Raw genomic sequence first — 25,846 nt, 5'->3', positions numbered from 1 at the left:
GTCCACCTGTTTTGTCGTCCCTGATCTGATCTTGCGCCAGATACCTTGGGGTTTGACTGCCTCGTGTTTCTTTTGGATCACAGTAACGATAAATCTGCGCCGCGTCATCAGAAAATTGCGAATTTACCACAAAATAGAGTGGCTTATCTGTGACCTTCGGCGTGATCTTGCCGACACCCCCCGCATTCTGTGGTGCGAGGGGGCAATTTCGCTAGTGTTTGACGCGTCAAGCGGGGCGGTTTCTCACCAATTGTCGCGGAACCAACGCACCGCGCGCTTCAGCGAGCGGGCAGGATAGCTTTCGGCGGGAATGTCGAAATCCCACCATTCATCTTGTGGATAGGCCGCAAACAGCGACAGACCAACCGATGTTGAAAACGCGGGGCCACAGGCCGATTGCGGCAAACCTTGCACCCGCATCGGGCGGCCAAGCCGCACCTGATTGCCCAAAATGCGTGAAGCCAAACCATCAAGACCCGGCACCTGACTGCCCCCACCTGTCAAAACAATGCGCTGACTGGGCAGATGATCAAACCCTGCGGCATCAAGGCGGGCGCGCACCTCTTCAAGGATTTCCTCAACGCGCGGGCGCATCACACCGATCAATTCCGCACGGCTGACATGACGGCGGTCGTAATTCCAATCGCCTGTATTGCCATGCAATTCGATCATTTCGCGATCATCCATGCCCGTGGCAACAAGCCCCCCAAAGCGGGTCTTGATCCGCTCGGCATGGGTCATGGGAATTTGCAACGCCTGCGAAATATCCGAGGTGACATGATCCCCGCCCATGCGCACGGTATCGGCATAGATCATATGCTTTTTCATGAAAATAGACAGGCCCGTGGCACCGCCGCCCATATCCAAACAAGCCGCGCCCAATTCCTGTTCATCCTCGACAAGGCTCGACACCCCCGCCACATAGGGCGAAGAGGCCAGACCTGCGAGTTCCAAATCACAGCGTTTCACGCAGTAGAGCAGCGCCTCAATGGCATTGGCCTCGACCGACAGAAGATGCATATCCACCGCCAGACGTTCGCCAACCTGACCACGGGGGTCGTATAGGCCTGTGCGATGATCCAATGAGAAATTGACAGGCTGCGCGTGCAAAACCTCGCGTCCTTCGCCCAAATCAGGCAAATCACAACTGGCCAAGGCGCGGGCCACATCATCATCTTGCACAGTCTTGTCTTGAACAATCGTCTCGCCCGCCATGCCATAGGAGCGCGGACGCGCCCCTGCAAAAGCCACCATTACGTGATCCACGCGGGTATGGGCCATTTTTTGCGCGGTCTGGACAGCGGTGCGAATGGCGCGTTCGGTTTCTTGAACCGTGTCGATCTCGCCAAAACGCACACCGCGCGAGCGCGTTGTGCCCATGCCAATCACCCGAAAGGCAGACTGCCCCGCAAGGGCCGCTTGGCGATCTGTGGAATAGGCCATGCCCGTCTCATCAAACCGCAGCACGAGGCAGGAGATTTTATAACTGCCCACATCCAAAACCGCCATGACACCGCGCCTGAGAGCCTCTTGGCGTTTGGCGCGCATTGCGCGCTGCATATGATACAGATTGTTCATCATCCTTGCCGTTCTCCACTCACCACCAACTGACCACGCAACATGTCGAAATTATCTTTGGCCCCTGCGCTGAGGCGTAATGTGGGCCGGTCTGGCCTGCGCATATCTATACTGAGGATATCGCGGCTCAGGATATCCTGCGCCTGATCCAAGGCGATCACCCGATCTAAGACAAAACTGGCATTTTCCTCGGGCAGCATAATCTTGCGCCCATCAGAAAGGATGACATCCCAGCGCCGCTCGCCCACACGCACGAAACCGCGCAACTGATCGGCCAAAGGGGCCGCGATACGCACAAGGTTCAAGGCCTCGCGCGCGGCAAGATCCGCCCCTTCCCCGCCGATCAACGGTAAGGCCTGCGAAATGGGTCGGCTGATCAAATCATCAATGACCACGCCATCGCCATCAATCAACAAGAACGCCTCGCGCGTTTGCCAGATCAATTCAGGCATCCGCTCCTCAATATCCAATTGCAAGACCCCATCTGCCGCGATGCGCAGTTGGGCGTTGCGCACTGCGGGTATTTCTTCGATCTGCGCCTTTATCTGGGGCAAGTCGAGATCGAAGGAGGAGAGCGGGAAATCAAGCGACAAACGCCCGCGGATTTCATCCGCCAAAGCGGGACTTGCACCATTCACTGACAACAGCGTCACTCGAAATTCTGGGCGCGCCTCAATGGTGCGGCGCAGATCTTCCACCTGCGCGGTCAGCTGATCCATATTGCGCGGGTTCGACAGATAGGCGGCGCTGCCCCCAACGATGATGATCAAAGGCAGACCATAGCGCATAAAAACGCGAAAGACGGGCGTCAGCCAAAGGCGCTGAAAACGATAGGCCATCACCGATGGGGCGGGGTCGCGCTTTTGGCGCGGGCTTGAGGCGCTTGCGCCATGTTGCGGCGCGCTTGGGCGCTGCGCGGGGCCTAGCGGTCGCATGAGGCATCCTCCACCATCCAACGACACAGAGCGCCAAAACTGATCCCTACGGCCTGCGCCTGTTCGGGTGCCAGTGAGGTTGGGGTCATGCCGGGTTGCGTATTGACCTCAAGCATCACCAAACCAGCCAAGCCGCGCGCATCGTCCCAACGGAAATCGCTGCGCGAGACCCCCCGCAGACCCAGCGCGCGATGCGCGGCAATCGCCATATCAAGGCAGGCTTGCGTAATCTCAGCGGGAATATCGGCAGGGATCACATGACGCGACCCGCCGGGCTTGTATTTCGCATCGTAATCATACCACCCTGTCGTGATAATCTCGGTCACGCCAAGGGCGCGATCCCCCACCACTGTGGTGGTCAATTCACGACCGGGCGCATAGGTTTCCACCATCACCTGATCTGGCATCTCAGGGCCAAGCACGGGGGGGCTATTGGTCCCGTCCATCACCAGATACACCCCGACCGAACTGCCCTCGTTATTGGGCTTTACCACATAGGGCGGCGGCATCACATGGGCGCGCGCGACATCGTCCCGCGCCACGATCTGGCTGTCCATGACGGGCAGGTTTGCGGCGCGCAACACATCTTTGGTGCGCTGTTTATCCATGGCAAGCGCAGAGGCCAAAACGCCCGAATGGGTGTAGGGCAGACGCATCCATTCCAACATGCCTTGCACCACACCATCTTCGCCAAAGCGGCCATGAAGCGCGTTGAACACAACATCAGGGGAAATTTCAGACAGACGCATAGCCAAATCGGGGCCTGCATCGACCTCGATCACCTCATAGCCTTCGCCCGCCAGTGCCTTGGCACATTCGCGCCCCGATGAAAGAGACACCTCGCGCTCTGCCGAGGGGCCACCCATCAATAACGCAATACGGGGGGATGCTTTTGCAGCAGAACCACCCAAATCTTGCCTCTTGCCTCAATCGGCCTTCAGGGTCTTTGCGCCCCTTGGCCACCGCGTTGCCCGCATCTTGCGGCGGGCTGTTATTGGCGCGCTTACGATCCGTTACGGATCACCCACGCGCATAATTTCCCATTCTAGCTGCAATCCGCTGTTTTGGAAAACCTTTTTTCGCACATATTCGCCCAAATCTTCCAATTCCTTGGCGGTGGCCCCGCCTGCATTGGTCAGGAAGTTGGGATGTTTCTCATTCATCACCGCGCCGCCCAGACGATGCCCGCGCAGACCTGCATCCTCGATCAGCTTCCACGCTTTCATCTCGTGGCTGTCATCGGTGCGCCCAGTCGAGGAAAACCCCGCAGGGTTGCGAAAGGTCGAGCCTGCCGTGCGGTCTTTGGTCGGTTGGCTGGCATCGCGGCGCGCCAGTTGGTCGTCCATCTTGGCGGCCAGTTCATCGGGTTTGGCGCGCGGCGCGGTGAACCGCGCCTCGATCAAGATCAGATCGGAGTCAAGCCCCGTCTGGCGATAGGCAAATTGGAAATCATCAGGGGCAAGCGTGACCACCCTGCCCGCCCGCGTCACCGCGCGGGCCGTGGTCAAATGATCCGCCACATAGGCCCCATAGCAGCCCGCATTCATGCGGCAGGCCCCGCCGATGGTGCCAGGAATGGTGCGCAGAAAGGTCAGGTCTAACCCCGCCTCGCCCGCGCGCCGCGCGACATGGGCATCAAGCGCCGCCGCCCCTGTAATGACCTGATCCCCTTCGATGCGAATATCGTTAAACCCGCGCCCCAAACGGATCACCACACCGCGCATCCCGCCATCGCGGATGATGAGGTTGGAGCCGACACCGATGGGAAAAACAGGAATGGCGGGATCAAGCGCGGCAAAGAAGGATTGCAGATCGTCAAGATCCGCAGGCTGAAACAGATACTCCGCAGGCCCACCCACGCGCAGCCAAGTCAGATCCGCTAAAGGGCGATCTGGGGTCAAAGTGCCGCGCGGGATTGGAAGGCTTTGGGTCATATAGGGGAAGTAGCGGTTGCGATTCCCCCGCGCAAGGGTTTTGGCAGAGAGGTAGGAGTTTGCGCCCCCTTTAGGGTTTTGTGGCGCACGGCCCGAGGGGTGGGAGCGGCACTGCCGCGCCCGCCCCGTAGGGGCAGGTCGTGCGCGACAAAACCCGCTTTGAGCGGGTTTTATTGTTAGGCTGCCACGATCATTTAGTTGGACAAGTTCGTCACACTTTCAACGATATCGCCAAGGGCATTAGCCGCGTTTCCAATCTTCACCATCCCATCAGCAAGTTTCCCAATTTGAGGCGCCCGCTTCTGCCAAAACCTCAACAATGCCAAACCCGTGGCACCCGTTGCTTCTGCGAATCGCTGATCGAAAATTTCACGCATTTGATCGTCTGACGCCTGAGAGACGCGCGCGCGCCATTCGAATAACTCGCGCAACATATCAGCCAAGATCGCCTGCCCCTCTGGATCAAGTGGAACCTTCTCAGAAGAAATTCCCCTTATTTCATCGATCTTTTGGTCGAATAAGCTCAAGACGGCGTCTCGGTCTAACTGGTCCCATGACAACTGTGAGAGCGGCGCAAGCGCAGCAAAGGCGGGTCCGAAGTGGGTTCGGAACACGGCGCGCAAATTCGTGACAGCGTCCGCCAAGATTTTAATTAATGACTCAGTCAGATCATCCCCTTGTTGCGGGTCCCCCATGAACATTTCAAGATACTTGGCTCGGTTCATCAGTATCCGCACCCGCAAGTGATCTATGTTCTCAACGCGATTTAGCTCATTCAGCAATTTTTCGGCGGCAACGCGGGTTGCGCCTACGGTATTTCTGCCGCCACCCATGCTCTCGGTATAATCAACAAAATCTTGAAGCAGATCCCGCGCTTCCCTCGCGTCATCAAGAAAACGCCTGTTGGCTTGGGGGTCGCGGAGGTGAGCGGTGTCATCGTCAATGCCAACGATGCGCATCATTCGTGCTATCTGATCGAAGGTATAATCAAATGGAATAGCACGCGAGATAGCAAACCCCTCCATCACCCCCGCGATGCGATCCAGAAACTCCGTATCCGTCCCCGTCCAAAACGCCTCGCCCTTCTGCGCCAATTCGTTCAGAAGCGGCCAGTTCTGCGGGCGGGCGTGAAGGGCGTTTTCGTAGAGGTCTTTGAACACGGACCATGCGGGGTGACGTTGGAAAAGCGGTGTGGCGTTTTCCCAAACTTCGGCATGCGGGTCTGCGCCATCAGGCAAGAGAGGTAACTTCGTTAGGTCCTCTCCCTGCTCGACAGCGGTGGCGTCGGCGATGTAGGCGGCATGGACAGCAATGGTGACAGCGGCCGAGTCGACGGCGGCGATGGCCGCGAGGGACGTGGAAGCGGCGGCCACGTTGGCGGCGGAAGCGACAGCCGCGTCGGCGGCGGAGGCAGCGGCGTAGGCGACCAAGGCAACGGAGGAGGAGTCGGCGGCGGTAGGTTGGGAGGCTCTACGCCCAAACTTTCTAATCGTGGCGCGATTCTCATGTGAAGCAACGTTTGATAGACTGCACCAAAAAACAGGTAAGGCAGCCAGATCATCTTGTTTTGACCGCGCCCAAAAAGGCAAAACTCGCATGGCCGCGCGGCAAGCAATCAGCGGCGCTACCCGCAATGCCTGCTCCTCAGGCAGGCCCTTCAACCAAGCCCTCAGATCATCTGCCGATTGAATATCTTTCGCCTTCATGCAGCCAAACCCCTGACTCCGTTACTCGGGTCAGGAGTGCATCAATTCAGACCTAAATAGCAAACCTATTTTTGCAACCGCCCCACAAGGCCATGCGCCCATGCGCTGATCGTGCCTGCGCCTAGGCAGACCACGATATCGCCTGATTTGGCCTCGGCGCGCACAAGCGCCTCGAGCGCGTCTTCGCTGTCGACTGCATGCGCGTTGCGGTGGCCGTGGCGGGTGAGGCCCGCGACCAGATCATCGCGGGATGCGCCCGCAATGGGCGCCTCGCCTGCGGCGTAAACCTCGGCAATGCCCACCACATCAGCATCGTTAAAGCAACTGCAAAAATCCTCGAACAGGGAGGAGAGGCGCGTATAGCGATGGGGTTGATGCAACGCGATCACGCGCCCCTCGCTGGCCTGCCTTGCGGCGCGCAAAACGGCCGCGATTTCCACGGGGTGGTGGCCGTAATCATCAATGATGGTGATGCCATCCACCTCGCCCAATTTGGTGAAGCGGCGGTTGACCCCCTTGAAGCCCGCAAGGGCCGCGCGGATTTCATCCGATTTCATGCCCAAATGGCGCGCCACGGCAACGGCGGCCAGCGCGTTTGAGACATTGTGATCGCCGGGCATAGGCAGGGTGCAGCCTGCAATCACCCGATCCTCGCCGCGCAGTGCGATGTCGAAATGCGCGACACCCTTGACGTAATGCAAGCCCACCGCGCGCACATCGGCCTGCGCGTTGAACCCATATGTCACCACGCGGCGATCCGTGACGCGCCCAACCAGTGCCTGCACCTCAGCATGGTCGGTGCAGCAGACCGCGAGCCCGTAAAAGGGGATATTCGAGACGAAATCGTAAAAGCCTTTGCGCAGATTTTCGATCGTGCCCCAATGTTCCATATGTTCGGGGTCGATATTGGTGACGATGGCGATGGTGGCGGGCAGGCGGTTGAAGGTGCCATCCGATTCATCGGCCTCGACCACCATCCATTCGCCTTGGCCCACGCGGGCGTTTGAGCCATAAGCGTGGATGATGCCGCCATTGATCACAGTGGGGTCAATGCCGCCCGCATCGAGCAGGGTCGCCACAAGGGTGGTGGTGGTGGTTTTGCCATGCGTGCCTGCAATCGCCACATTCGAGCGCAGGCGCATCAATTCGGCCAACATCTCGGCACGGCGCACCATCGGCAAGCCCTGCGCGCGCGCTGCGTCAAATTCAGGATTGCCCGGTTTGATGGCGGAGGAGATCACAACCACCTCGGCCCCGTCCAAATTTTCTGCCGCCTGCCCGATAAAGATCCGCGCGCCCAATGCCGCAAGACGTTCGGTGATCTTGCTTTCCTTCAGGTCAGATCCTTGCACCGCATAGCCGTGGTTCAACAGCACCTCAGCAATACCCGACATGCCAATGCCGCCAATGCCTGTGAAATGGATCGGCCCAAGCTGTGTGGGCAGTTTTGTGGCGGCGGCGTTCATGATCTTCCTTTCGCTGCAATTTCCTCGACCATCGCAACAAGACGATCGGTGGCATCTGGCACGGATTGCGCAAGCGCGGCATTTGCCATGGCTTGGGCCTGTGCAGGGTCAGCCAAAACCTCAAACATGGCTTCTGATAGGCTGTCGGCGTTCAGCTCATGTTCCGCAATCGCAAGGCTTGCCCCTGCGGCGACCATAGGGCCGGCATTGGCGGTTTGATGATCTGCGGTGGCGGCGGCAAAGGGGATGAAAATCGCAGGCCGCCCAATGACCGAAATATCCGCAACCGAGGACGCGCCTGCGCGGCTGATTACCAATTGCGCCTCCGCGATCCGGCGAGGGATATCATCGAAAAACGGCTGCACCTCGGCGGTGACACCCAAATAATCATAGGCACGGATGACGCGATCAATATCCTCGGGGCGGGCCTGTTGGGCCACGCGCAAGCGCGCCAAAATTCCTTTGGGCAGTTTCGCCAGCGCATTTGGCACAATTTCAGACAGGATACGCGCGCCTTGGCTGCCACCGATGATCACAAGTGACAGGGGCCAATCGCCGGGCGGTGTATAAACGGCGCCTGCGCGCGCCATCACCGCAGCCCGCACAGGGTTGCCGATATGATCCGCCTGTGTGCCCTCAGGCAGGCGCGTGGGCCATGTGCCACAGGCCACCCGATCCACGCGCCGCGCAAACAGATGATTGACGCGACCAAGGACGCCATTTTGCTCATGCAAGGCCCGCGGACGCCGCGCAATCCACGCCGCGGCCAATGCGGGAATGGTCGGATAACCGCCAAAGCCTATGACAATATCGGGCTGAAGGCGGCGCTGCAGCAGCAAGGCCGATAGAATACCCCCCAAGATTTTAAAGGGCGCCTTAAGTTTATCGGCCAGCCCCCCTTGGGCGAATGTGGCCGCCGCCACTGTTTGCACAGACACCACATGGGGAAATCCCCCCGCATAGCGCGCGCCGCGCGCATCTGTCGAAAGCGTCACCTGCCACCCCTGCCGCACCAAGGCCTCGGCCAAAGCTTGGGCGGGGAACATATGCCCCCCCGTTCCCCCTGCCGCGATGATAGCGTGACGCGCGCCTCCAGTCCCCATCGGATCAACGCCCCCGTTTGCTAAAGATATCGGCCAAATCACCCTGTGGCCGCGCACGGGTAAAGGCCAAAATCATCCCCATCGCAAGACCTGTTGCAAGGATAGAAGAGCCGCCATAGGACACAAAGGGCAAGGTCATGCCCTTTGCAGGCAAAAGCCGCACCGCAACGCCCATATTGATAAAGGCCTGTAGCGCGAACATGGTCACAAGACCCGTGCCTGCAAGGCGGATGAACGGGTCGCGTTCTTTGAGCAAACGCAGGAAACTGCGAAAGGCGATTGCCGCGAAGAGGGCGATGATGATCAACACAAGGATCACACCATATTCTTCGGCAGCGACCGCAATAATGAAATCGGTATGCGCATCAGGCAATGTCCATTTCACGGCACCCTCGCCCAAGCCTGCGCCAAAAAATCCACCTTCACGGATTGCATTGGCCGCATAAGCAAGCTGGGTGTTTGGCGCCACTTCGGCGCTGAGGAACCCATCAATACGGCGCGCAAAATGCTCGGAGGCATGATAGGCAAAGATGCCCCCGACCCCTGCAAGCGCCACAACGCTGACCATGAGAATAATGGGCGCGCCTGCAACGAAATAGATCACGCACCACCCCATCAAGATCAGGGCCGCCTGACCGAAATCAGGCTGCATCACCAAAATGCCAACAATGAGAATGGTCAATCCAAAGGACAGGCGCTTGCCTGGCGGGCCTGCCAATTCTTGGCTTGCGGCGACCATCCAAGCGACTGTGACAATGTAGAGGGGTTTTAGAAATTCAGATGGCTGCACCGAAGCAAACCCAAGCGAATACCACCGCACAGCGCCTTGCCCAAAATCAGTGCCAAAAATCGGCAGCGCCGCAAGGGATAGAAACGCGCCACCAAACCCCACCACCGCAAAGCGGCGTAGCATGAGCGGCGACAGCATCGACACTAACAGCATCCCGATTATCGCCGCACCGCCAAAGATGGCTTGGCGTGTTACATAGTGAAAGGGCGGGTGACCATTGCGTTCGGCCAAAGGTGGCGATGCGGCAAAGCCCAATAACAGGCCAATCGCAAAAAGTGCCAAAATGCAGCCTATTGTGCCGCGATCAACGGTGCGCCACCAACGGGGCAAAACCGCTTCGCCTGATTGCACAAGAACTGTGCCATGCGCCATTTCTGTCATGGGATATACCGCCCGATACTGCCTCAACCGCCCGATTTTTCGGGTCTCATTGGCAAATTAGCGAAATTTATTCCCGAAAGCCAGAGAAAGCCGCATCAGCCCTACGATTGCGCAAGAACTTGCGCAACTTGGGCGGCAAAATCATCGCCCCGCTCCTCAAAATTGTCGTATTGATCAAAACTAGCGGCGGCAGGGGCCAATAGAACTACATCGCCCGGCTCGGCCTCGGCGACAGCGCGGGCCACGGCGGTGGCCACATCGGTGCAAATCTCTTTGGGAAGATCCCCCAAATTCAAGGCAAATTTTGCAGCTTCGCGCCCGATGACATAGGCCTTTTTGACCGAGCCGAAATGTGGCCGTGCCACATCAAGCCCGCCCTCTTTCTCAAGCCCGCCACAAATCCAACGGATGGCAGGATAAGCGGCAAGCGCCTTGGCGGCGGCATCAGCATTGGTGGCCTTGCTGTCATTGACGAAACGCACACCGCGCAGTTCGCCCAAAACCTGACTGCGATGCGGCAGGCCCTTGAAGGAATGCAACGCGTCCTCGATTACGCGCGGCGCAAGGCCAAGCGCGCGCGCCACCGCATAGGCCGCACAGGCGTTTTGATGGTTATGCGCGCCTGCAAGCCCCGCGATATCGCGCAAATCAATAGAGGCCACCTGACGCCCCTTGCGCCATTCCGACAGCCAGCCTTTACGTGCAAAGACATCCCAATTCGTGCCGTCTAATTTCTGCGCAGAGGAGATGCGGATCACCCGATCATCCCCTGCCCCTTGGGTCAGTTGATTGGACAAGGACAGTCCTTCAACCTCATCAATCCCGATCACGGCGCGATCTGGGCCACCTTCGGCAAAGAGCCTGCGCTTGGCCGCATAATAGCCCCCCATCCCACCATGACGATCCAAATGATCCGCTGACAGGTTGGTAAAGACCCCAATATCGGGCGTCAGGGCACGGGCAAGCTCGGTTTGGTAGGAGGATAATTCCAACACGACCACCCCCCCATCTTCGGGCGGATCAATATCCAAAACACCGCGCCCAATATTGCCCGCAAGCTGCACAGATACCCCCGCAACATCCAAAATATGGGCGATTAGCGCCGAGGTGGTCGATTTTCCGTTTGACCCTGTCACCGCAACCACGCGTGGGGGGCGGTCAAATTGCGCCCAATCCGCCTGACCCAGCGCCGCGAAAAACAGGCCAACATCATTATCAACAGGCACATTGGCGCGATAGGCGGCCAAAATTGCGGGATGCGGCGCAGGGTAGAGATTGGGGATACCGGGCGAGGTGATCAGGCGCGACACGCCCTCAAAAGCGCCTGCCTTTGTTAGATCAATGACCACAAACCCATCCGCCTCGGCGCGAGTGCGCGCCTCTTGCCCATCATCCCAAACAAGCGTAATGGCCCCACCTGCTTGCAGCGCCCGCGCTGTGGCAAGACCCGAACGGCCCAAGCCCAAAACAGCGATTTTTTGACCTGAAAACCCAGTGACGGGGATCATCTGACCGCTCCTTGCTTTGTTAGCGCAGTTTCAATGTCGCAAGGCCAATCAGCGCAAGGATAAGGGAAATGATCCAGAAGCGGATCACCACTTGCGGCTCAGCCCAGCCTTTTTTCTCAAAATGGTGATGGATGGGGGCCATCAAGAACACGCGTTTGCCTGTGCGTTTGAAATAGAGAACTTGGATAATCACGCTCATCGCTTCGGCCACGAACAAGCCGCCCACGATGGCCAACACAATTTCGTGCTTTGTGGCAACGGCAATGGCGCCCAAAGCCCCGCCCAAGGCGAGCGAGCCTGTATCCCCCATAAACACGGCTGCGGGCGGGGCATTATACCATAGGAACCCAAGACCGCCGCCGATCAGACCCGCGCAAAACACCAGCAATTCGCCCGTTCCCGGCACGTAATGCACATCAAGATATTCCGTGAAATCAACCCGCCCCACCGCATAGGCAATCACGCCAAGCGTGGCTGCGGCGATCATCACGGGCATGATGGCCAAGCCATCCAAACCATCGGTCAGGTTGACGGCATTGGCGCTGCCCACAATCACAATCATGGCAAAGGGGATAAAGACATAGCCCAGATTGATCAGCACATCTTTGAACACAGGCACGGCCAGTTGCAGCGTCAGATCATCAGGGTGCAAAGCTGAGGCTGAAATGCTGGCCACAGCCGCGATCACAAAGCCAAGCGCCAAGCGCAATTTGCCCGAAAGCCCCGCCGTGGTTTGGCGGCTGACCTTGGCCCAATCATCCGCCAGACCGATCAGGCCAAAGACCACAGTCACCCCCAAGACAATCCAGACAAAGCCATTATCAAGCCGCGCCCAAAGCAACGTGGACAGCGTCAGCGCCGCAAGGATCAGCAAGCCCCCCATTGTGGGCGTGCCTGCCTTGGTTGCAATGTGATGCGCAGGCCCATCTTCACGAATGGGTTGTCCTTTGGCATAGCGGCGGCGCAGCGCGTTGATCAGAGGGCGGCCAAAGATAAAACCAAAGATCAGCGCCGTAAAAAACGCGGCACCTGCACGGAAGGTGATATAGCGGAACAGGTTAAAGAGGTCGCCGCCATCTGACAATTCGCTGAGCCAATACAACATATGGCGGTTCTCCCCTTAGCGTTCCTCAACGGATTGCCCGAGATTGCGCAATGCGTCAACCACGCGCGCAAGTTTTACGCTGTTTGAACCTTTCAGAAGGACAATATCGCCCTCCTCTAGGGTTTTGGGCAGGGCGCGCGCCATCTCATCGGCGGTTTCGCAATGCAGCCCGCGCTTATCGCTTGGCAGGGCTTCGTGCAAATGTTCCATCAAGCCGCCCACTGTATGAATGCGCTCGATCTTGGCGATGCTTGCAAGATCAGCCAATTCTGCGTGCATCGCGGGGCCTTGTGCGCCCAATTCCAACATATCGCCCAAAACCGCCACACGGCGGCGTGCCTCTGCAGAAGCCAGAACATCAAGCGCGGCTGCGATAGAGGCAGGATTGGCGTTATAGGCATCATCTATCATTTCAATCTCGCCTGCATGGGCATGACGATTTGACAGGGTCAAACGCTCGCGGGTGCCGCGCCCTGTTACGGCTTGCCAATCCGACAGACCAAGGGCCGCCAGCGCCACATCCCCGCCCAAAGCAGCAACACTGGCCATAACGGCCACCGCATTCAGCGCCAAATGCCGCCCTGCGGTGTTCAGCTTGAACAGATGCGTGTCACCGTCAAAGACCATCGAGACAATGGTGCGATCCTCGATAATCTCAACCGAAGCCAAGCACGCCGCGGCGGTTTCGGCCTCGCCAAAACGAAGGACGCGGGCGGCACAGGCAGTTGCTTTGTCTTGCAAAATGGCGCTCGTCTCAACATCGGCATTAACAAGGGCAATCCCACCTGTCTCAAGCCCCTCATAGATGCTCGCCTTTTCATGGGCGATCCCCTCAAGACTGCCAAATGCCTCTAGATGGGCGGCGACCACAGTGGTCACAATGGCCAAATGGGGCCGCGCCATGCGCGCCAAGGGGGCGATTTCGCCAGGCGCATTCATGCCGATTTCAATCACCGCGAAATCTGTCTCGCGCGGCATCCGCGCCAAGGTCAAAGGCACGCCCCAGTGATTGTTATAGGAGGCAACCGAAGCATGCACCCGCCCCAAGGGTGCGAGGGCTGCGCGCATCATTTCTTTACTGGTGGTTTTGCCAACCGACCCCGTAATGGCGACCACCTGGCCCGTCATACGCGCGCGCCCTGCGCGCCCCAAATGCTCAAGCGCGGTTTGCACATCCTCCACAAGGATCAGGGGCGCATCTTGTGCAACGCCGTCAGGAATGCGGCTGACCAACGCGCCTGCGGCACCTTTGGCCAAGGCATCCGCCACAAAATCATGGCCATCGCGCGCGGCAGACAAGGCCACAAAGAAATCCCCTGCCATAAGGCTGCGGGTGTCAATCGAGATGCCTGTGACCTCAAAATCTGGCCCATGCGTGCGGCCATGGGTGGCCGCGCCAATCTCGGCTGATGTCCAAAGCGCGCTCATTGCTGACCCTCCAATGCGCTCACGGCAAGGCTTGCCTGTTCGAGATCATCGAACGGATAGGTAACGTCACCGACAATCTGCCCTGTTTCATGCCCTTTGCCCGCAATCAAAAGCGCATCGCCTGGCGCCAAATCGGCCACGGCGCGCAAAATCGCTTCGGCGCGATCGCCGACCTCGCGGGCTTGCGGGCAGGACTCAAGAATGGCGGCCCGAATGGCGGCGGGGTCTTCGCTGCGGGGGTTATCATCGGTGACAGTGATGCAATCTGCATTGGCGGCGGCCTCGCCCCCCATCAAAGGGCGCTTGGCGCGGTCGCGATCCCCGCCTGCACCAAAGACGAGATGAAGCCGCCCCATGACATGCGGCCTGAGCGCCAAAAGCGCCGTGCGCAACGCATCGGGCGTATGCGCATAATCGACAAAAACAGGCGCGCCATTGGCACGGGTTGCTGCAAGCTGCATTCGCCCGCGCACGCCTTGTAGGCGCGGCAGCGTAGCAAAAACCGCGTCAGTGGCGGCCCCTGCCGCAATCACCAAACCCGCCGCGACCAAGACATTCATGGCCTGAAACCCACCAATGAGGGACAGCCGCGCGCGATAGGGGTCATCTTGCCATGTAAAGAGTAAATCCTGACCCCGTTCATCCAAGCGCCGCGCCGTAATACGCAGGCGTGCATTTGGCGCATCCTCACCCACGGTGATCACTTCAATCTCTCGCGCCTCGGCGATGGCGGCAATGGCCGCCCCTTTGGGATCATCCAGATTGACCACGACAGTGCCATTTTCATCCAAAACTTGGCGAAAGAGGCGGGCTTTGGCCTCGAAATAGGCCTCCATCGTGCCGTGATAGTCGAGGTGATCTTGGGTAAAATTGGTAAAACCCGCCGCAGCCAAGCGCACACCGTCAAGGCGATATTGATCAAGCCCGTGTGAGGAGGCCTCCATCGCGGCATGGGTGACGCCCGCCTCGGCCATATCGCGCAACAAGGCGTGTAAGGTCAAAGGATCGGGCGTTGTGTGGGTGCCTGCGGCGGCAAAACTGCCCTCCACGCCCGTGGTGCCGATATTCACCGCATCAAAACCCAAGGCGTTCCAAATCTGACGGGTAAAGCTTGCGACACTAGTTTTGCCATTGGTGCCTGTCACTGCGACCATGGTATCGGGCTGCGCGCCAAACCACAGGGCAGCGGCCTGCGCCAATGCTGCGCGCGGCTCAGCCACGACAATCAGGCTGGCATTGTGATCAGCGGCGAAATCACCAATTATCTTTGCGCCCTCAGGGTCGGTTAAAATCGCCGAAGCCCCCGCGGCAAGCACCGCTTGCGCAAAACTGGCCCCATGGGCATGGCTGCCTGCAAGGGCCGCGAAGACCTCGCCCTGTTTGATCTTGCGGCTATCAAGACACAAACCCGTCACCGCCACATCCCCACCCCGCGTTGGGGTCAACCCAAGCGATGAAAGGCGGATTGTCTCATCGCGATGGGACGCAGGCATGGGTTAATCCTTTGGTCGGTTTGGCAAAATCACTCGATATGGCTCGATAGCTGAGAAACCCCACTTTGCGCAATCTCTGCTGCACCACGCGGCTGCAGATTCAGCAAAGGGCCTACGCGGCGTAGGATTTCTGCGGCCACTGGCGCAGCCGTCCATCCCGCGGTGCGGCGCGTCTCACCGAGGGCGACAATTTCAGGTTCGTCCAAAGTTACGATAATCACATATTGCGGGTCACTCATTGGAAAGGCCCCTGCGAAGGTCGCAATCACGCGATCCTCATAATAGCCGCCCGATGAGTTGGGCTTATCGGCCGTGCCCGTTTTCCCGCCCATTTCATAGCCTTCGACCTCGGCAAGGCTGGCCGTGCCACCATCGACCACGGCACGCATCATGGCACGGATTTGTGCAGAGGTATCTTCGGAAATGATGCGCGCCCCCGTCTGCGGCGCGCCCCGCTGTGCGATCAAAGTCGGCGCAACCCGCGTGCCACCATTGACCATCGCGGCAAATCCCGCCGCCAAATGCAAAGGCGACGTCGACAGACCATGGCCGTAGGACACAGTCATAGTTGAAAGGCGTTCCCATCTCGCGGGGATCATCGGGCGGCCCGTTGGGGCCTCGACAATCTCAAGGGGGGTTGGTTCAAGCAAACCCAAATCTTCGAGGAACAGGCGTTGGCGATCTGGCCCGATCTCATCAGCAATACGCGCCGTGCCGATATTTGACGAATGCACGATCACTTCGGTCGCGGTTTGGCGTGGCCCATAATTGTGGAAGTCGCGGATGTTAAACCCTGCAATCCGCAACGGGCTTGTTGTGTCTATTGATGTCTCAGGCGTCACCATGTCCAATTCCAAGGCCTGCGCCATGGTGAAGATTTTGAACACAGACCCAAGCTCATACACGCCCTGCACCGCGCGGTTAAAGAGCGGGCTTTGGCTCGGATCATTGCCCGATGTCAGCGGACGGGGCCGCGCATTGGGGTCGAAATCAGGCAGGCTCGCAAGGGAGATCACCTCGCCCGTATGGGCATCCATCAACACCGCCGAAGCGCCGCGCGCATTCATCAATCCCATGCCAGACGCGAGAACTTCCTCGGTGGCGGATTGGATGGCCAAATCCATCGACAGGCGCAGCGGCGTATGTGCGCGGGCAGGATCGCGCAATTCGGCGTCAAACTGCGCCTCAAGCCCCGCAACACCTACGATTTCTGCGGCATTCACGGCCTCTTGCCCGAACCCTGCGCCACCCAAAACATGCGCCGCAATCGCGCCATTAGGGTAAAGCCGAATTTCGCGCGGGCCAAAGAGCAAGCCAGGCTCGCCCAGATCATGCACAGCTTGTTCCTGCTCGGGGCTGATGGAGCGGCGCAACCAAAGGAAGCGGCGCTCAGAGGTCAGTTGCGCGACCAAGCGGTCATAATCCATCTCAGGGAAGATTTCGACCAAACCTTCAGCCGCAGCAAGCGGGTCGACCATCTCGTGGGGGTGGGCGTAAAGCGCATTGGTCAAAAGATTGGTGGCCAAAATGCGCCCCTGCCGATCGACAATATCCGCGCGGGCGGTCTGAATTGCGCTTGCAACAGAGGTCACACCAGGCTCTTGCGGTTCGGAGGCGGCCAAGGCGCCCATGCGCACGCCAACCGCGCCAAAGCCAAGCAAAAAGCACAAAGCCACGACCAAAATCCGCCCCTCGGCCCGCAGGCGCAATTTGTCCCGCTCGGCTTCGTGGCGTTGGCGCAGGTTTTCGCGCTCGATGTAATCGGGGTTTTCACCCTTTTGGCGCGCTTCAATCACCCGTGACAACGGGCGCAAGGGGATGCGTTGACCGCTCATGGTTGATACTCCAGCACGGCCTCATCCGACACAAGGCTTGCCTCCGTCAGCGCGGCCAGAGGATCAGGGAAAGACACTTCATGAATGGTGGCAAACTGATCTGGCTGCATCGGCAACAGCCCCAAGCGATCAAAATTCATATCGACCAATGCGCGCAAGCGATCAGGACGATTGAGAAAGGCCCATTCCGACCGCAAAATGGCAAGCCGTTCATGATGGGCGGCAATCTCGGCCTCTAGGCGCGCCACTTCGCGTTCGGCTTGCTGGGTTAGGATATTTTGCTGATAGGCCCAAAATCCAAGGCCAATAACGGCAATTGCTGTGAATAAGGACATCAAAGCGCGCATTATGTCACCTCTAACGGGGGCAGGCCCAAAGCACTAAAATCAAGGGGGGCGGGAGCGGCTTCCCCACTGCGCACAGCCAACCGCAATTTGGCCGAGCGCGCGCGGGGGTTCTGCGCGGCTTCCTCGGGGCTTGGTGCGATGGCTTTGCGGGTATTTTGTAGGAAACTGGGGGTTTGGCGCGCGCGCTCTGGGGCGTGGCGCGACCCGCCGCCGCCCGTATCACTGCGCAATTGCATAAAGCGTTTGACCACCCGATCCTCCAATGAATGAAAGGTGACCACCGCCAAAATGCCGCCTTCGCGCAAGATACGCTCTGCGGCCAAAAGGCCCTTAACCAATTGGCCCAATTCATCATTCACCGCGATGCGCAAGGCCTGAAAGCTGCGCGTTGCGGGGTGGCTTTGATTGGGTTTGGGGCGCGGCAGGCAGCCCTCAACGATTTTGGCAAGGGCGGCAGTGGTGGTGATGCGCGCGCCTTTGCGGGCGGCGACAATCGCGCGGGCAATGCGCCGTGCGGCGCGTTCTTCGCCGTAATGATACAAAATATCGGCCAAATGCGCCTCGGGCGCCTCGTTCACCAGATCTTCGGCGGACATCCCTGCTTGGCTCATGCGCATATCAAGCGGGCCGTCACGCATGAATGAAAAGCCACGTTCGGCCAAATCAAGCTGCATAGATGAAACGCCCAGATCCAGCACGACGCCGTCAAGCGCATCATAGCCCACAGAGCGGGCATGATCATCAAGAGCGCCAAACTCGCCCGCAACCAATTTCAAACGGTCACCATATTGAGCGCGCCACGCTTCGGCCATCTCAAGCGCCAGAGGATCGCGGTCGACACCAATCACCGATACCGCCCCCCGATCAAGCAAGCCACGGGCGTAGCCACCAGCGCCGAAAGTTCCATCGAGCCAGTCCCCAGACACGGGTGCTATCTCGGCCAAGATCCGATCCAATAGAACAGGGATATGCGGTCCCTCTGCCCTCGCGGGTTCGTTGAGCTTGGCCGCCGCCATGATCATACGCCCCCGTCATGATCCATCGCTCCAACACCACCAGCCACGAGGGACAGCGGATCAAAGAACTCGTCACCTTCGGCAAGACTATCAATCAACGCATCAATTTGCGCCTCAGCGTCTTTTGCATCGCTTGGGTTGAGGATGTGAAACTTGTCGCCCATGCCTTGGAACAGCGCCTCATCGGCAAGCGCGATCTTGTCGCGCGCGGCCTGAGGCAGAACCAAACGGCCCGTGTCATCCACGGTGGTTTCATCACATTTCTGATAATAGAGAAATTCCAAAGCGCGGCGCACAGGCGTGCCCAAGGGCGCGCGGCGGATCATCGCGTCAATTTGGTCGAAGGCGTCACCAGACAGACATTCAAGGTAATTCTTCGATTTATCGCCATAGGCAATGTATAGGCGCGGAGAGGCGCCCGCCGTAGCCTTGGCATCGGAATTGGCAAGCACACGGCGAAACTTGACCGGAATCGAAATTCGGCCCTTTCCGTCCACCTTGTTCAGGCTCTCGCCCTGAAACCTGCGCTCCACTGCCCTGCCCTCGTTATGGCCCCAATGGCCGTTTCCCCGTCACATCTTCAAACTTTCCCGACCCGTGAAACGACAACGGCGGACCAAGACAGTTTGATGCCCGATCCGCCGCCCTCATCCCGTCATCGGGGGCCGATTGCGCAGCACATCTGGGGGGATGGTCTGCTCGCTTACGCAACGGCGCTTCAGCAATTGAGATGCCTGTATGAACACCTGCCTAGAGTTCTTTTTTATTATGTGCGCCCGCCTGTTTCAGGTTCTGGGCGCGTCTCTTTTGCTGTGTCATCTTTGTCTCATGGAAATATTTCCCAATCAATCCCTTTTTTTGGTAATTTTCCCCAATATGTGCCCCTGAAGGTCTGAAAATTGCAGCATCTTGTGCCAAAATGAAAAAACCACCCCTGCATGGGGTGGTTTGGAAAATCATAACCACAATATCTTGATTTTTCGGGGCAGCCTGCGATTTGGGGCGAAATGGGGGAAATTTCCACCCAACCGCGCCAGATCTCGCAAATTCAGCGCGTTTTCGCGCCCAATTGCACGAATCATCTTTGGTTTTTAGGTGATTATGCCATACCACCAGTCACAAGATGGGCGGCCAATTGTGCATAGGCTTCGGCGGCCGCGCCCTCGCTGGCGGCAATCGGCGTGCCGGCATCCCCCGCTAAGCGTGTTTCAAGTGAGATCGGCAAAGCACCCAAAAACGGCACGCCCATCTTTTCGGCCTCAGCCGCCACGCCGCCCTGCCCGAAGATATGCGCCTCATGCCCACATTCGGGGCAAACAAAGCCCGACATATTTTCGACCAGACCCAAAACGGGGGTCTTGAGGGTGGCAAACATATGAAGCGCCTTGCGCGCATCCAGAAGGGCCACATCCTGCGGGGTAGAGACGACAATCGCACCTGTCAGCTTTGATCGCTGGCACAGCGTCATCGCCACATCGCCCGTTCCAGGCGGCAGGTCGACCAAAAGGATATCCAATTCGCCCCACTCAACTTGGGTCATCATTTGCTGCAACGCGCCCATCAACATCGGCCCGCGCCAAACAACAGCCTTTTCTTCGGGCAGCATCAGACCAATCGACATGAATGTGACGCCATGATTGTGCAAAGGCAGGATGGTTTTGCCATCAGGCGAAGCGGGGCGCTTGGTCAAACCCATCATGCGCGGCTGTGAAGGCCCATAGATATCTGCATCCAACAGGCCCACTTTGCGCCCCTGCCGCGCAAGGGCCACGGCGAGGTTAGAAGATAATGTCGATTTTCCAACACCCCCTTTGCCCGATCCAATCGCGATGATCCGCGCAACGCCCTTGGGGTTCATCGGCTCCGATTGCGGCTTGGCATGGCCCCCGATTTTCAAACTTGGGGGGCCATCGGGCGCAGGTTTCGCAGAGTGCGGCGCATGCTGAGGGGTTTGTTGCGGGGCTTGGGTCGGTGCGGTCAGGGCTATTGAAACGGCGCTCACCCCCGCCTCCGCTTCAAGGGCCTGTTGCAACGCGGCCCGAAACCCCTCGAGAGAGCGCGCCGCCTGCGGCGTTTCTGCTTCGATGATGAATGTGACGCGGCCATCTTCGACTCGCAACGCCCGAACCATATCGCGGGAAATCAGATTTCCGCCGTCTGGAAGGGCAAACTGTGCTAAAAATGCATCAACTTCTGCGCGGGTGATCTGCGACTTTCCGTCCGACATTGGGTGGCAACTCCACGTTTTGGCTCACTCGTCCTTATGTCGCGCGGCGCATGCGCGGCTGCAACCCCCTCTTTTGCTCATAAAATAGGCAAAAAACACGAAAGTGACAAAATTATGAAATAGGTCAGCATTTGCTATGCATTTGCTGCATAGCAGAATTGATAAGAAGGCCTATTGTGCAATCGCAGCAATTACCTACATTCATCCGTGTCAGGCCAACACGGCTTGGAACCAAAGCACTTCGGATAACCCAAAAGCGCGAGCGGTTATAAATATGAACTAAGGAATACTGAAATGGCCTATCTTGCCACACGCCACGCACCGAGCTTGAGCTTCGCCGAACGTCTGGGGGAAATGAAATCCCACCTGACCGCAGCGATCAATGCCCGCCGCGTCTATCAGCGCACATTTGATGAGCTGAATAGCCTGAGCGACCGCGACCTGGCCGATTTGGGCATCGCGCGCAGCAACCTGCGCAACATCGCCCTTGAGGCTGCTTACGGGCGTTACGCCTGAAACACGGGAACATCTCTCGCTTCTCCTCCTCCCTTGAAGCGCGGGATTTAGCGGGAACCACTTCCTCCTCCCTTAGTGGTTCTCGCAAGAACAAGGGTCGAAAGACCCGCAAGGACGCGCCCCTCCTCCTCCCTTGGGGCCGTATCACGGCGAGGATCCTCTCCTCCCATAGGATCCGCGCCGCCACAACTGCGCCCTCTTCCTCCTCCCTTGGGGGTGTGGTTGAAAAAAAGAAGCGGTGATGCCTCCTCCTCCCTTGGCATCACCGCTTTTTTATTTTCGAAATGCTAAGATCAGCTGCGTTTAAAAGGGCTGATCGCCCGCGCTGTCCGCCGCAACAACAAAGCGCGCCACCACTTTTTTCACGCCTGCCTTGTCAAAAGCCACATCAAGCTTGTCACCCTCAATCGCGGTAATTGCCCCATAGCCAAATTTTTGGTGAAAGACGCGCTCGCCCAGATCAAAAGGAACCGTTGCCGCCTCGTCAAAACCCGCGCGCTTGCTTTCGCGGGGTTGGCTGAGGCCATATTCCCCCTGCCGCGCCTGCAAGCGCCGCCACCCCGGTGAATTATAGGCATCTGCCTGCGCTGCGCGGTCTGGCAGGTTCGAGGCGATCTGCATTTGAGAAACAGGTGACGCTAACTGCCCCATTCCGTGGCTTTGATGACCATAAAGGCCTGGCGGGGTTAAAATCTCGACATGGGCTTCGGGCAATTCATCGATAAAGCGCGAGGGCATCTGGCTTTGCCATTGGCCATAAACACGGCGATTGCCCGCAAAGGAAATTGTGCAAAGCTCCTCGGCCCGTGTGATACCCACATAGGCCAAGCGGCGCTCCTCCTCTAATCCTTTGATCCCTTCTTCATCCATCGCACGCTGGCTTGGGAACAGGCCGTCCTCCCAACCTGGCAAAAAGACTGCGGGATATTCCAGCCCCTTGGCCGCGTGCAAAGTCATCAAGGTGACCTTGGCCTGACCATCATCTTGCTCATTATCCATGATCAGGCTGACATGTTCGAGAAAGCCTTGCAGGTTTTCGAATTGCTCAAGCGCCTTGACCAATTCCTTGAGGTTCTCAAGCCGCCCTGGGGCCTCGGGGGTTTTGTCGTTTTGCCACATCGCGGTGTAGCCCGACTCCTCCAAAATCGTTTCGGCCAATTCGATATGGCTCAGGCCTTCGGCGTTTTCGCGCTCGATCAGATCATCGGTGGCGGGGCCTGCAACCACCCCCTCGCGCATTAGATTGCGCCAATGGGCAATCTGCAGCACGAAACGGGCCAATTCCTTGCCCCCCTTGCCGCCAATCGCACCACTTTCCACCGCCATTGCCGCCCCTTGCAAAAGGCTGACGCCATTGCGGCGGGCGATGTCATGGATAGTGGCCTGCGCCTTGTCGCCAAGCCCGCGTTTGGGGGTGTTCACGATCCGCTCAAAGGCCAGATCATCTTCGGGGCTGATCACGAGGCGGAAATAAGCCATGGCATCACGAATTTCCAACCGCTCGTAAAAGCGCGGGCCACCGATGACGCGATAGGGCAGGCCAATGGTAAGGAAACGATCCTCAAAGGCGCGCATCTGATGACTGGCGCGCACGAGAATGGCGATTTCCTCGGGGCCAATCGCACGCAATCCGCGGGTGCCAATGCCAAGCGCCTCGATCTCCTCACCGATCCAACGGGCCTCCTCCTCGCCATCCCAGTGGCCGATCAGACGCACAGGCGCGCCGTCCTCGCCTTCTGTCCACAGCTCCTTGCCAAGACGCTGCGAATTGCCCGCAATCACCGCAGAGGCGGACTTTAGGATATGGCCAGTCGAGCGATAATTCTGCTCAAGGCGGATTACGGCGGCACCTTTGAAATCCGCCTCAAAGCGCAGAATATTGCCCACCTCGGCCCCACGCCATCCGTAGATGGATTGGTCATCATCCCCCACCACGCAAAGATTGGAATGCCCCTGTGCCAAAAGACGCAGCCACAAATACTGGGCCACATTGGTATCTTGGTATTCATCGACCAAAATAAAGGCGAACTGGCGCTGATACTGCTGCAAAACATCTTCATGCGCCTGAAAGATGGTTACTATATGCAACAGCAAATCGCCAAAATCACAGGCATTCAACGCGACAAGGCGCTGTTGATAAAGCGCATATAGCTTTGGCCCCTTGCCGTTGAAGGCCCCACTTTCAGCGGCGGGCAGCGCATCGGGGCGCCATGCGCGGTTTTTCCAATGATCGATGATCCCCGCCAACATCCGTGGCGGCCAGCGCTTTGCGTCAATGCCCTCGGCCTCGATCAATTGTTTCAGCAGGCGGATTTGATCATCCGTGTCCAAAATCGTGAAATTGGATTTCAGCCCAACCAATTCGGCATGGCGGCGCAAAAGTTTAACGCAAATCGAATGGAACGTGCCAAGCCAGGCCATGCCTTCGGTCGGATGACCAAGGGCCGCGCTGACGCGTTCGCGCATCTCGCGCGCCGCTTTGTTGGTGAACGTTACGGCCAGAATACTGCGCGGCGTCGCGCGGCCTGTGGAGATCAAATGTGCAATCCGCGCGGTCAAGGCGCGGGTTTTGCCCGTGCCTGCGCCCGCCAACATCAACACGGGGCCGTCCAAGGTTTCTACGGCCTTGCGCTGCTCTGGGTTCAACCCCTCCAAATAGGGCGTGGGCTGCAGAGCGGCGGCCCTCTGCGACAGGGGAACGGTGGCGGCAAGGGTGTTATTTTCAGAACTGCTCATGAGCGGAACCATAACGATATTTGCGCGGCTCGAAAAGATATGTTCTGTAATTGTTCGCAAAACCTTATGTCAGGGTTTACAAGGGTTAAATTTTGCGCACAGGATCGCCGCCATGACACAGTTTCACAGCCGCTATCCCGCCCTGAGCGATCTCAAATCGCGTGCCCGTGCGCGGATCCCGCATTTCGTGTGGGAATATCTGGACAGCGCCACTGGCAGCGAGTCCGTCCTGCGGCGCAATCGTGCCGCGCTTGATGCCGTCTTGATGCAGCCCGCCGCCTTGCGCGGAGAAATTACACCTGACCTGTCCTGCCGCCTCTTGGGGCGGGACTATCCCCAGCCCTTTGGCATCTCGCCCGTGGGGATGTCAGGCCTTGTCTGGCCCGATGCAGAGCGGATTTTGGCAGCATCCGCCGCGCGGGCGCAGATGCCCTACTGCCTTTCGACTGTGGCCACCCGCGCCCCCGAAGAGGTGGCAGATCACATTGGCGATCAAGGGTGGTTTCAGATGTATCCGCCGCGCGATGCAGGCATTCGGCGCGATATGCTTGCGCGCGCAAAAGGGGCAGGGTTTCAAACACTTGTACTAACTGTGGATGTGCCTGCTGCAAGCCGCCGAGAAAGGCAGACGCGGGGAGGGCTGACACAGCCCCCGCGACTCACCCCACGCCTTGCGCTACAGGTGGCGCGCTGCCCGTCTTGGGCATTTGGCACAGTGCGGCAGGGGATGCCCAGGATGCGGCTGATGGATGGATATGCGCCCAACGAAATGACGGGCGGCACCCTGCCCTCGACCGCGCATATCGGTTACCTTCTGCGCGCCGCGCCCGATTGGGACTATCTGCGCATTTTGCGCGATGAATGGCAGGGCGCGTTGATCCTGAAGGGCGTGATGGAGCCTGAGGTTGCCGCCCAAGCCCAAACCGATGATCTTGCTGATGCGATTTGGGTGTCAAACCATGCAGGGCGTCAGTTTGATGGTGCGCCTGCGGCGCTTGACGCCCTGCGCGCCATTCGCCCGGCCACCACCCTGCCCCTCATTTTTGACAGTGGGATTGAAGGGGCCTTGGATATTTTGCGCGCCTTGGCCCTTGGCGCAGATTTCGTCATGATGGGCCGTGCGTGGCATTACGCGCTAGGTGCGCTTGGCGCGGATGGCCCTGACCATTTGGTTGACCTCTTGTGCAAAGACATGATTTCAAACATGGCGCAGATTGGCGCGCGCCGCTTTGCCGACCTGCCCGCGCGGCTGTTAACCCTTTAACCAAAACGGGCAATTGCCCTCGCCGTGCCTGTTAACAAATGTTAACATGGCCTTCATGACCGAGGCTGACCTGATCCCGATTATTTGCGCGATGCTGCTTGGCGGCGAGGCCGAATTGCGCCTGCACTATAGCTTGAACGACAGCGCCCATTATGTGTGGGTGGATTGCGTCACAGACACCCATGCCATCGAAATCGGGCTGGATGATCGCCGCTCGTCCCTCGACAGTTTGCAACAGGCCTTGTTTTACGGCGCGCTCTTGGATCGCGCGCCCATGGTGATCTTGATCGACACAGACCGGCGGGAAGACCCAACCGAATTTCAGGTTGAAACCGCAGCGCGGGCCACGGGCGTGTCATACCGCGTGATTGATGGGGATTTCCTGATCCGTCTGTAAATGACCGCGCTATTTCGCAACCGCCGCATCGACACTGATCTGACGCAATAATTGCATTTGAAAAAGGCAAAACCCCATTTC

General features: G+C 58.5%; 22 protein-coding genes. 3 read left to right on the top strand and 19 right to left on the bottom strand.

Annotated elements, in window-relative coordinates; genetic code table 11:
• Positions 1-243 precede the first annotated feature (243 nt).
• From ftsA to AAC637_RS10870, 18 genes are all read right to left on the bottom strand, one after another.
• Positions 244-1,578 carry a cell division protein FtsA gene (gene ftsA / locus AAC637_RS10955; protein WP_340303678.1) on the bottom strand — a complete coding sequence of 445 codons (1,335 nt, stop codon included), beginning with the start codon at positions 1,576-1,578 and terminating at the stop codon, positions 244-246.
• A complete protein-coding gene (locus tag AAC637_RS10950) occupies positions 1,578-2,513 on the bottom strand; it encodes a cell division protein FtsQ/DivIB (RefSeq protein ID WP_340303592.1) in 936 nt (311 codons plus the stop codon). The genes ftsA and AAC637_RS10950 overlap by 1 nt, the downstream gene beginning before the upstream one ends.
• Entirely contained in the window at positions 2,501-3,379 is an 879-nt protein-coding gene (locus AAC637_RS10945) for a D-alanine--D-alanine ligase (protein ID WP_445322735.1), read from the bottom strand. Before AAC637_RS10945 ends, AAC637_RS10950 begins: the two co-directional genes overlap by 13 nt.
• 147 nt (positions 3,380-3,526) lie before the next feature.
• Positions 3,527-4,447 (bottom strand): UDP-N-acetylmuramate dehydrogenase, encoded by a 921-nt coding sequence (gene murB, locus AAC637_RS10940; protein WP_340303591.1) that lies wholly within the window; start codon positions 4,445-4,447, stop codon positions 3,527-3,529.
• Between the two features lie 194 nt (positions 4,448-4,641).
• A complete protein-coding gene (locus AAC637_RS10935) occupies positions 4,642-6,153 on the bottom strand; it encodes a hypothetical protein (RefSeq protein WP_340303590.1) in 1,512 nt (503 codons plus the stop codon).
• 65 nt (positions 6,154-6,218) lie between these two features.
• Entirely contained in the window at positions 6,219-7,619 is a 1,401-nt protein-coding gene (gene murC / locus AAC637_RS10930; protein ID WP_340303589.1) for a UDP-N-acetylmuramate--L-alanine ligase, read from the bottom strand.
• Positions 7,616-8,722, bottom strand: a complete 1,107-nt coding sequence (locus AAC637_RS10925) for a UDP-N-acetylglucosamine--N-acetylmuramyl-(pentapeptide) pyrophosphoryl-undecaprenol N-acetylglucosamine transferase (protein ID WP_340303588.1) — start codon at positions 8,720-8,722, stop codon at positions 7,616-7,618. Before AAC637_RS10925 ends, murC begins: the two co-directional genes overlap by 4 nt.
• A gap of 4 nt (positions 8,723-8,726) precedes the next feature.
• Entirely contained in the window at positions 8,727-9,893 is a 1,167-nt protein-coding gene (locus AAC637_RS10920; protein WP_340303587.1) for a peptidoglycan glycosyltransferase FtsW, read from the bottom strand.
• A 101-nt stretch (positions 9,894-9,994) separates the two neighbouring features.
• Positions 9,995-11,401 carry a UDP-N-acetylmuramoyl-L-alanine--D-glutamate ligase gene (murD, locus tag AAC637_RS10915; protein WP_340303586.1) on the bottom strand — a complete coding sequence of 469 codons (1,407 nt, stop codon included), beginning with the start codon at positions 11,399-11,401 and terminating at the stop codon, positions 9,995-9,997.
• Between the two features lie 19 nt (positions 11,402-11,420).
• Positions 11,421-12,506 (bottom strand): phospho-N-acetylmuramoyl-pentapeptide-transferase, encoded by a 1,086-nt coding sequence (gene mraY / locus AAC637_RS10910; protein ID WP_340303585.1) that lies wholly within the window; start codon positions 12,504-12,506, stop codon positions 11,421-11,423.
• A gap of 15 nt (positions 12,507-12,521) precedes the next feature.
• Positions 12,522-13,934 carry a UDP-N-acetylmuramoyl-tripeptide--D-alanyl-D-alanine ligase gene (locus AAC637_RS10905; RefSeq protein ID WP_340303584.1) on the bottom strand — a complete coding sequence of 471 codons (1,413 nt, stop codon included), beginning with the start codon at positions 13,932-13,934 and terminating at the stop codon, positions 12,522-12,524.
• Positions 13,931-15,427, bottom strand: coding sequence for a UDP-N-acetylmuramoyl-L-alanyl-D-glutamate--2,6-diaminopimelate ligase (locus tag AAC637_RS10900; protein ID WP_340303583.1), 1,497 nt, complete (start codon positions 15,425-15,427; stop codon positions 13,931-13,933). The genes AAC637_RS10905 and AAC637_RS10900 overlap by 4 nt, the downstream gene beginning before the upstream one ends.
• Before the next feature lie 29 nt (positions 15,428-15,456).
• Positions 15,457-17,262, bottom strand: a complete 1,806-nt coding sequence (locus AAC637_RS10895) for a peptidoglycan D,D-transpeptidase FtsI family protein (RefSeq protein WP_340303582.1) — start codon at positions 17,260-17,262, stop codon at positions 15,457-15,459.
• Entirely contained in the window at positions 17,259-17,597 is a 339-nt protein-coding gene (gene ftsL, locus AAC637_RS10890; RefSeq protein WP_340303581.1) for a cell division protein FtsL, read from the bottom strand. The genes AAC637_RS10895 and ftsL overlap by 4 nt, the downstream gene beginning before the upstream one ends.
• A gap of 11 nt (positions 17,598-17,608) precedes the next feature.
• Entirely contained in the window at positions 17,609-18,625 is a 1,017-nt protein-coding gene (rsmH, locus tag AAC637_RS10885; protein ID WP_340303580.1) for a 16S rRNA (cytosine(1402)-N(4))-methyltransferase RsmH, read from the bottom strand.
• Positions 18,626-18,627: 2 nt separating this feature from the next.
• Positions 18,628-19,158, bottom strand: coding sequence for a division/cell wall cluster transcriptional repressor MraZ (locus tag AAC637_RS10880; RefSeq protein WP_340303579.1), 531 nt, complete (start codon positions 19,156-19,158; stop codon positions 18,628-18,630).
• A gap of 217 nt (positions 19,159-19,375) precedes the next feature.
• Entirely contained in the window at positions 19,376-19,738 is a 363-nt protein-coding gene (locus AAC637_RS10875; protein ID WP_340303578.1) for a hypothetical protein, read from the bottom strand.
• Positions 19,725-20,852 carry an Mrp/NBP35 family ATP-binding protein gene (locus tag AAC637_RS10870; RefSeq protein ID WP_340303577.1) on the bottom strand — a complete coding sequence of 376 codons (1,128 nt, stop codon included), beginning with the start codon at positions 20,850-20,852 and terminating at the stop codon, positions 19,725-19,727. The genes AAC637_RS10875 and AAC637_RS10870 overlap by 14 nt, the downstream gene beginning before the upstream one ends.
• Positions 20,853-21,146: 294 nt before the next feature.
• Here AAC637_RS10870 and AAC637_RS10865 point away from each other — a divergent pair, with 294 nt between their 5' ends.
• Positions 21,147-21,368, top strand: a complete 222-nt coding sequence (locus AAC637_RS10865) for a DUF1127 domain-containing protein (protein WP_340303576.1) — start codon at positions 21,147-21,149, stop codon at positions 21,366-21,368.
• A 303-nt stretch (positions 21,369-21,671) separates the two neighbouring features.
• Here the strand turns inward: AAC637_RS10865 and AAC637_RS10860 are convergent, their stop codons facing one another.
• Entirely contained in the window at positions 21,672-24,104 is a 2,433-nt protein-coding gene (locus AAC637_RS10860) for an ATP-dependent helicase (RefSeq protein WP_340303575.1), read from the bottom strand.
• Positions 24,105-24,216: 112 nt separating this feature from the next.
• Between AAC637_RS10860 and AAC637_RS10855 the strand changes: the two genes are divergently transcribed.
• Positions 24,217-25,368 (top strand): alpha-hydroxy acid oxidase, encoded by a 1,152-nt coding sequence (locus AAC637_RS10855; RefSeq protein WP_340303574.1) that lies wholly within the window; start codon positions 24,217-24,219, stop codon positions 25,366-25,368.
• A gap of 55 nt (positions 25,369-25,423) precedes the next feature.
• On the top strand, positions 25,424-25,765 hold the full coding sequence (locus AAC637_RS10850; protein ID WP_340303573.1) for a hypothetical protein: 342 nt from the start codon (positions 25,424-25,426) through the stop codon (positions 25,763-25,765).
• Positions 25,766-25,846 lie beyond the last annotated feature (81 nt).

The organism is Roseobacter sp. HKCCD7870 (assembly GCF_037830315.1).
In the GTDB taxonomy this organism is placed as follows: Bacteria; Pseudomonadota; Alphaproteobacteria; order Rhodobacterales; family Rhodobacteraceae; genus M30B80.
Note: the sequence above shows the minus strand (reverse complement) of the source record. Positions and strands in the feature narration are given on the sequence as shown.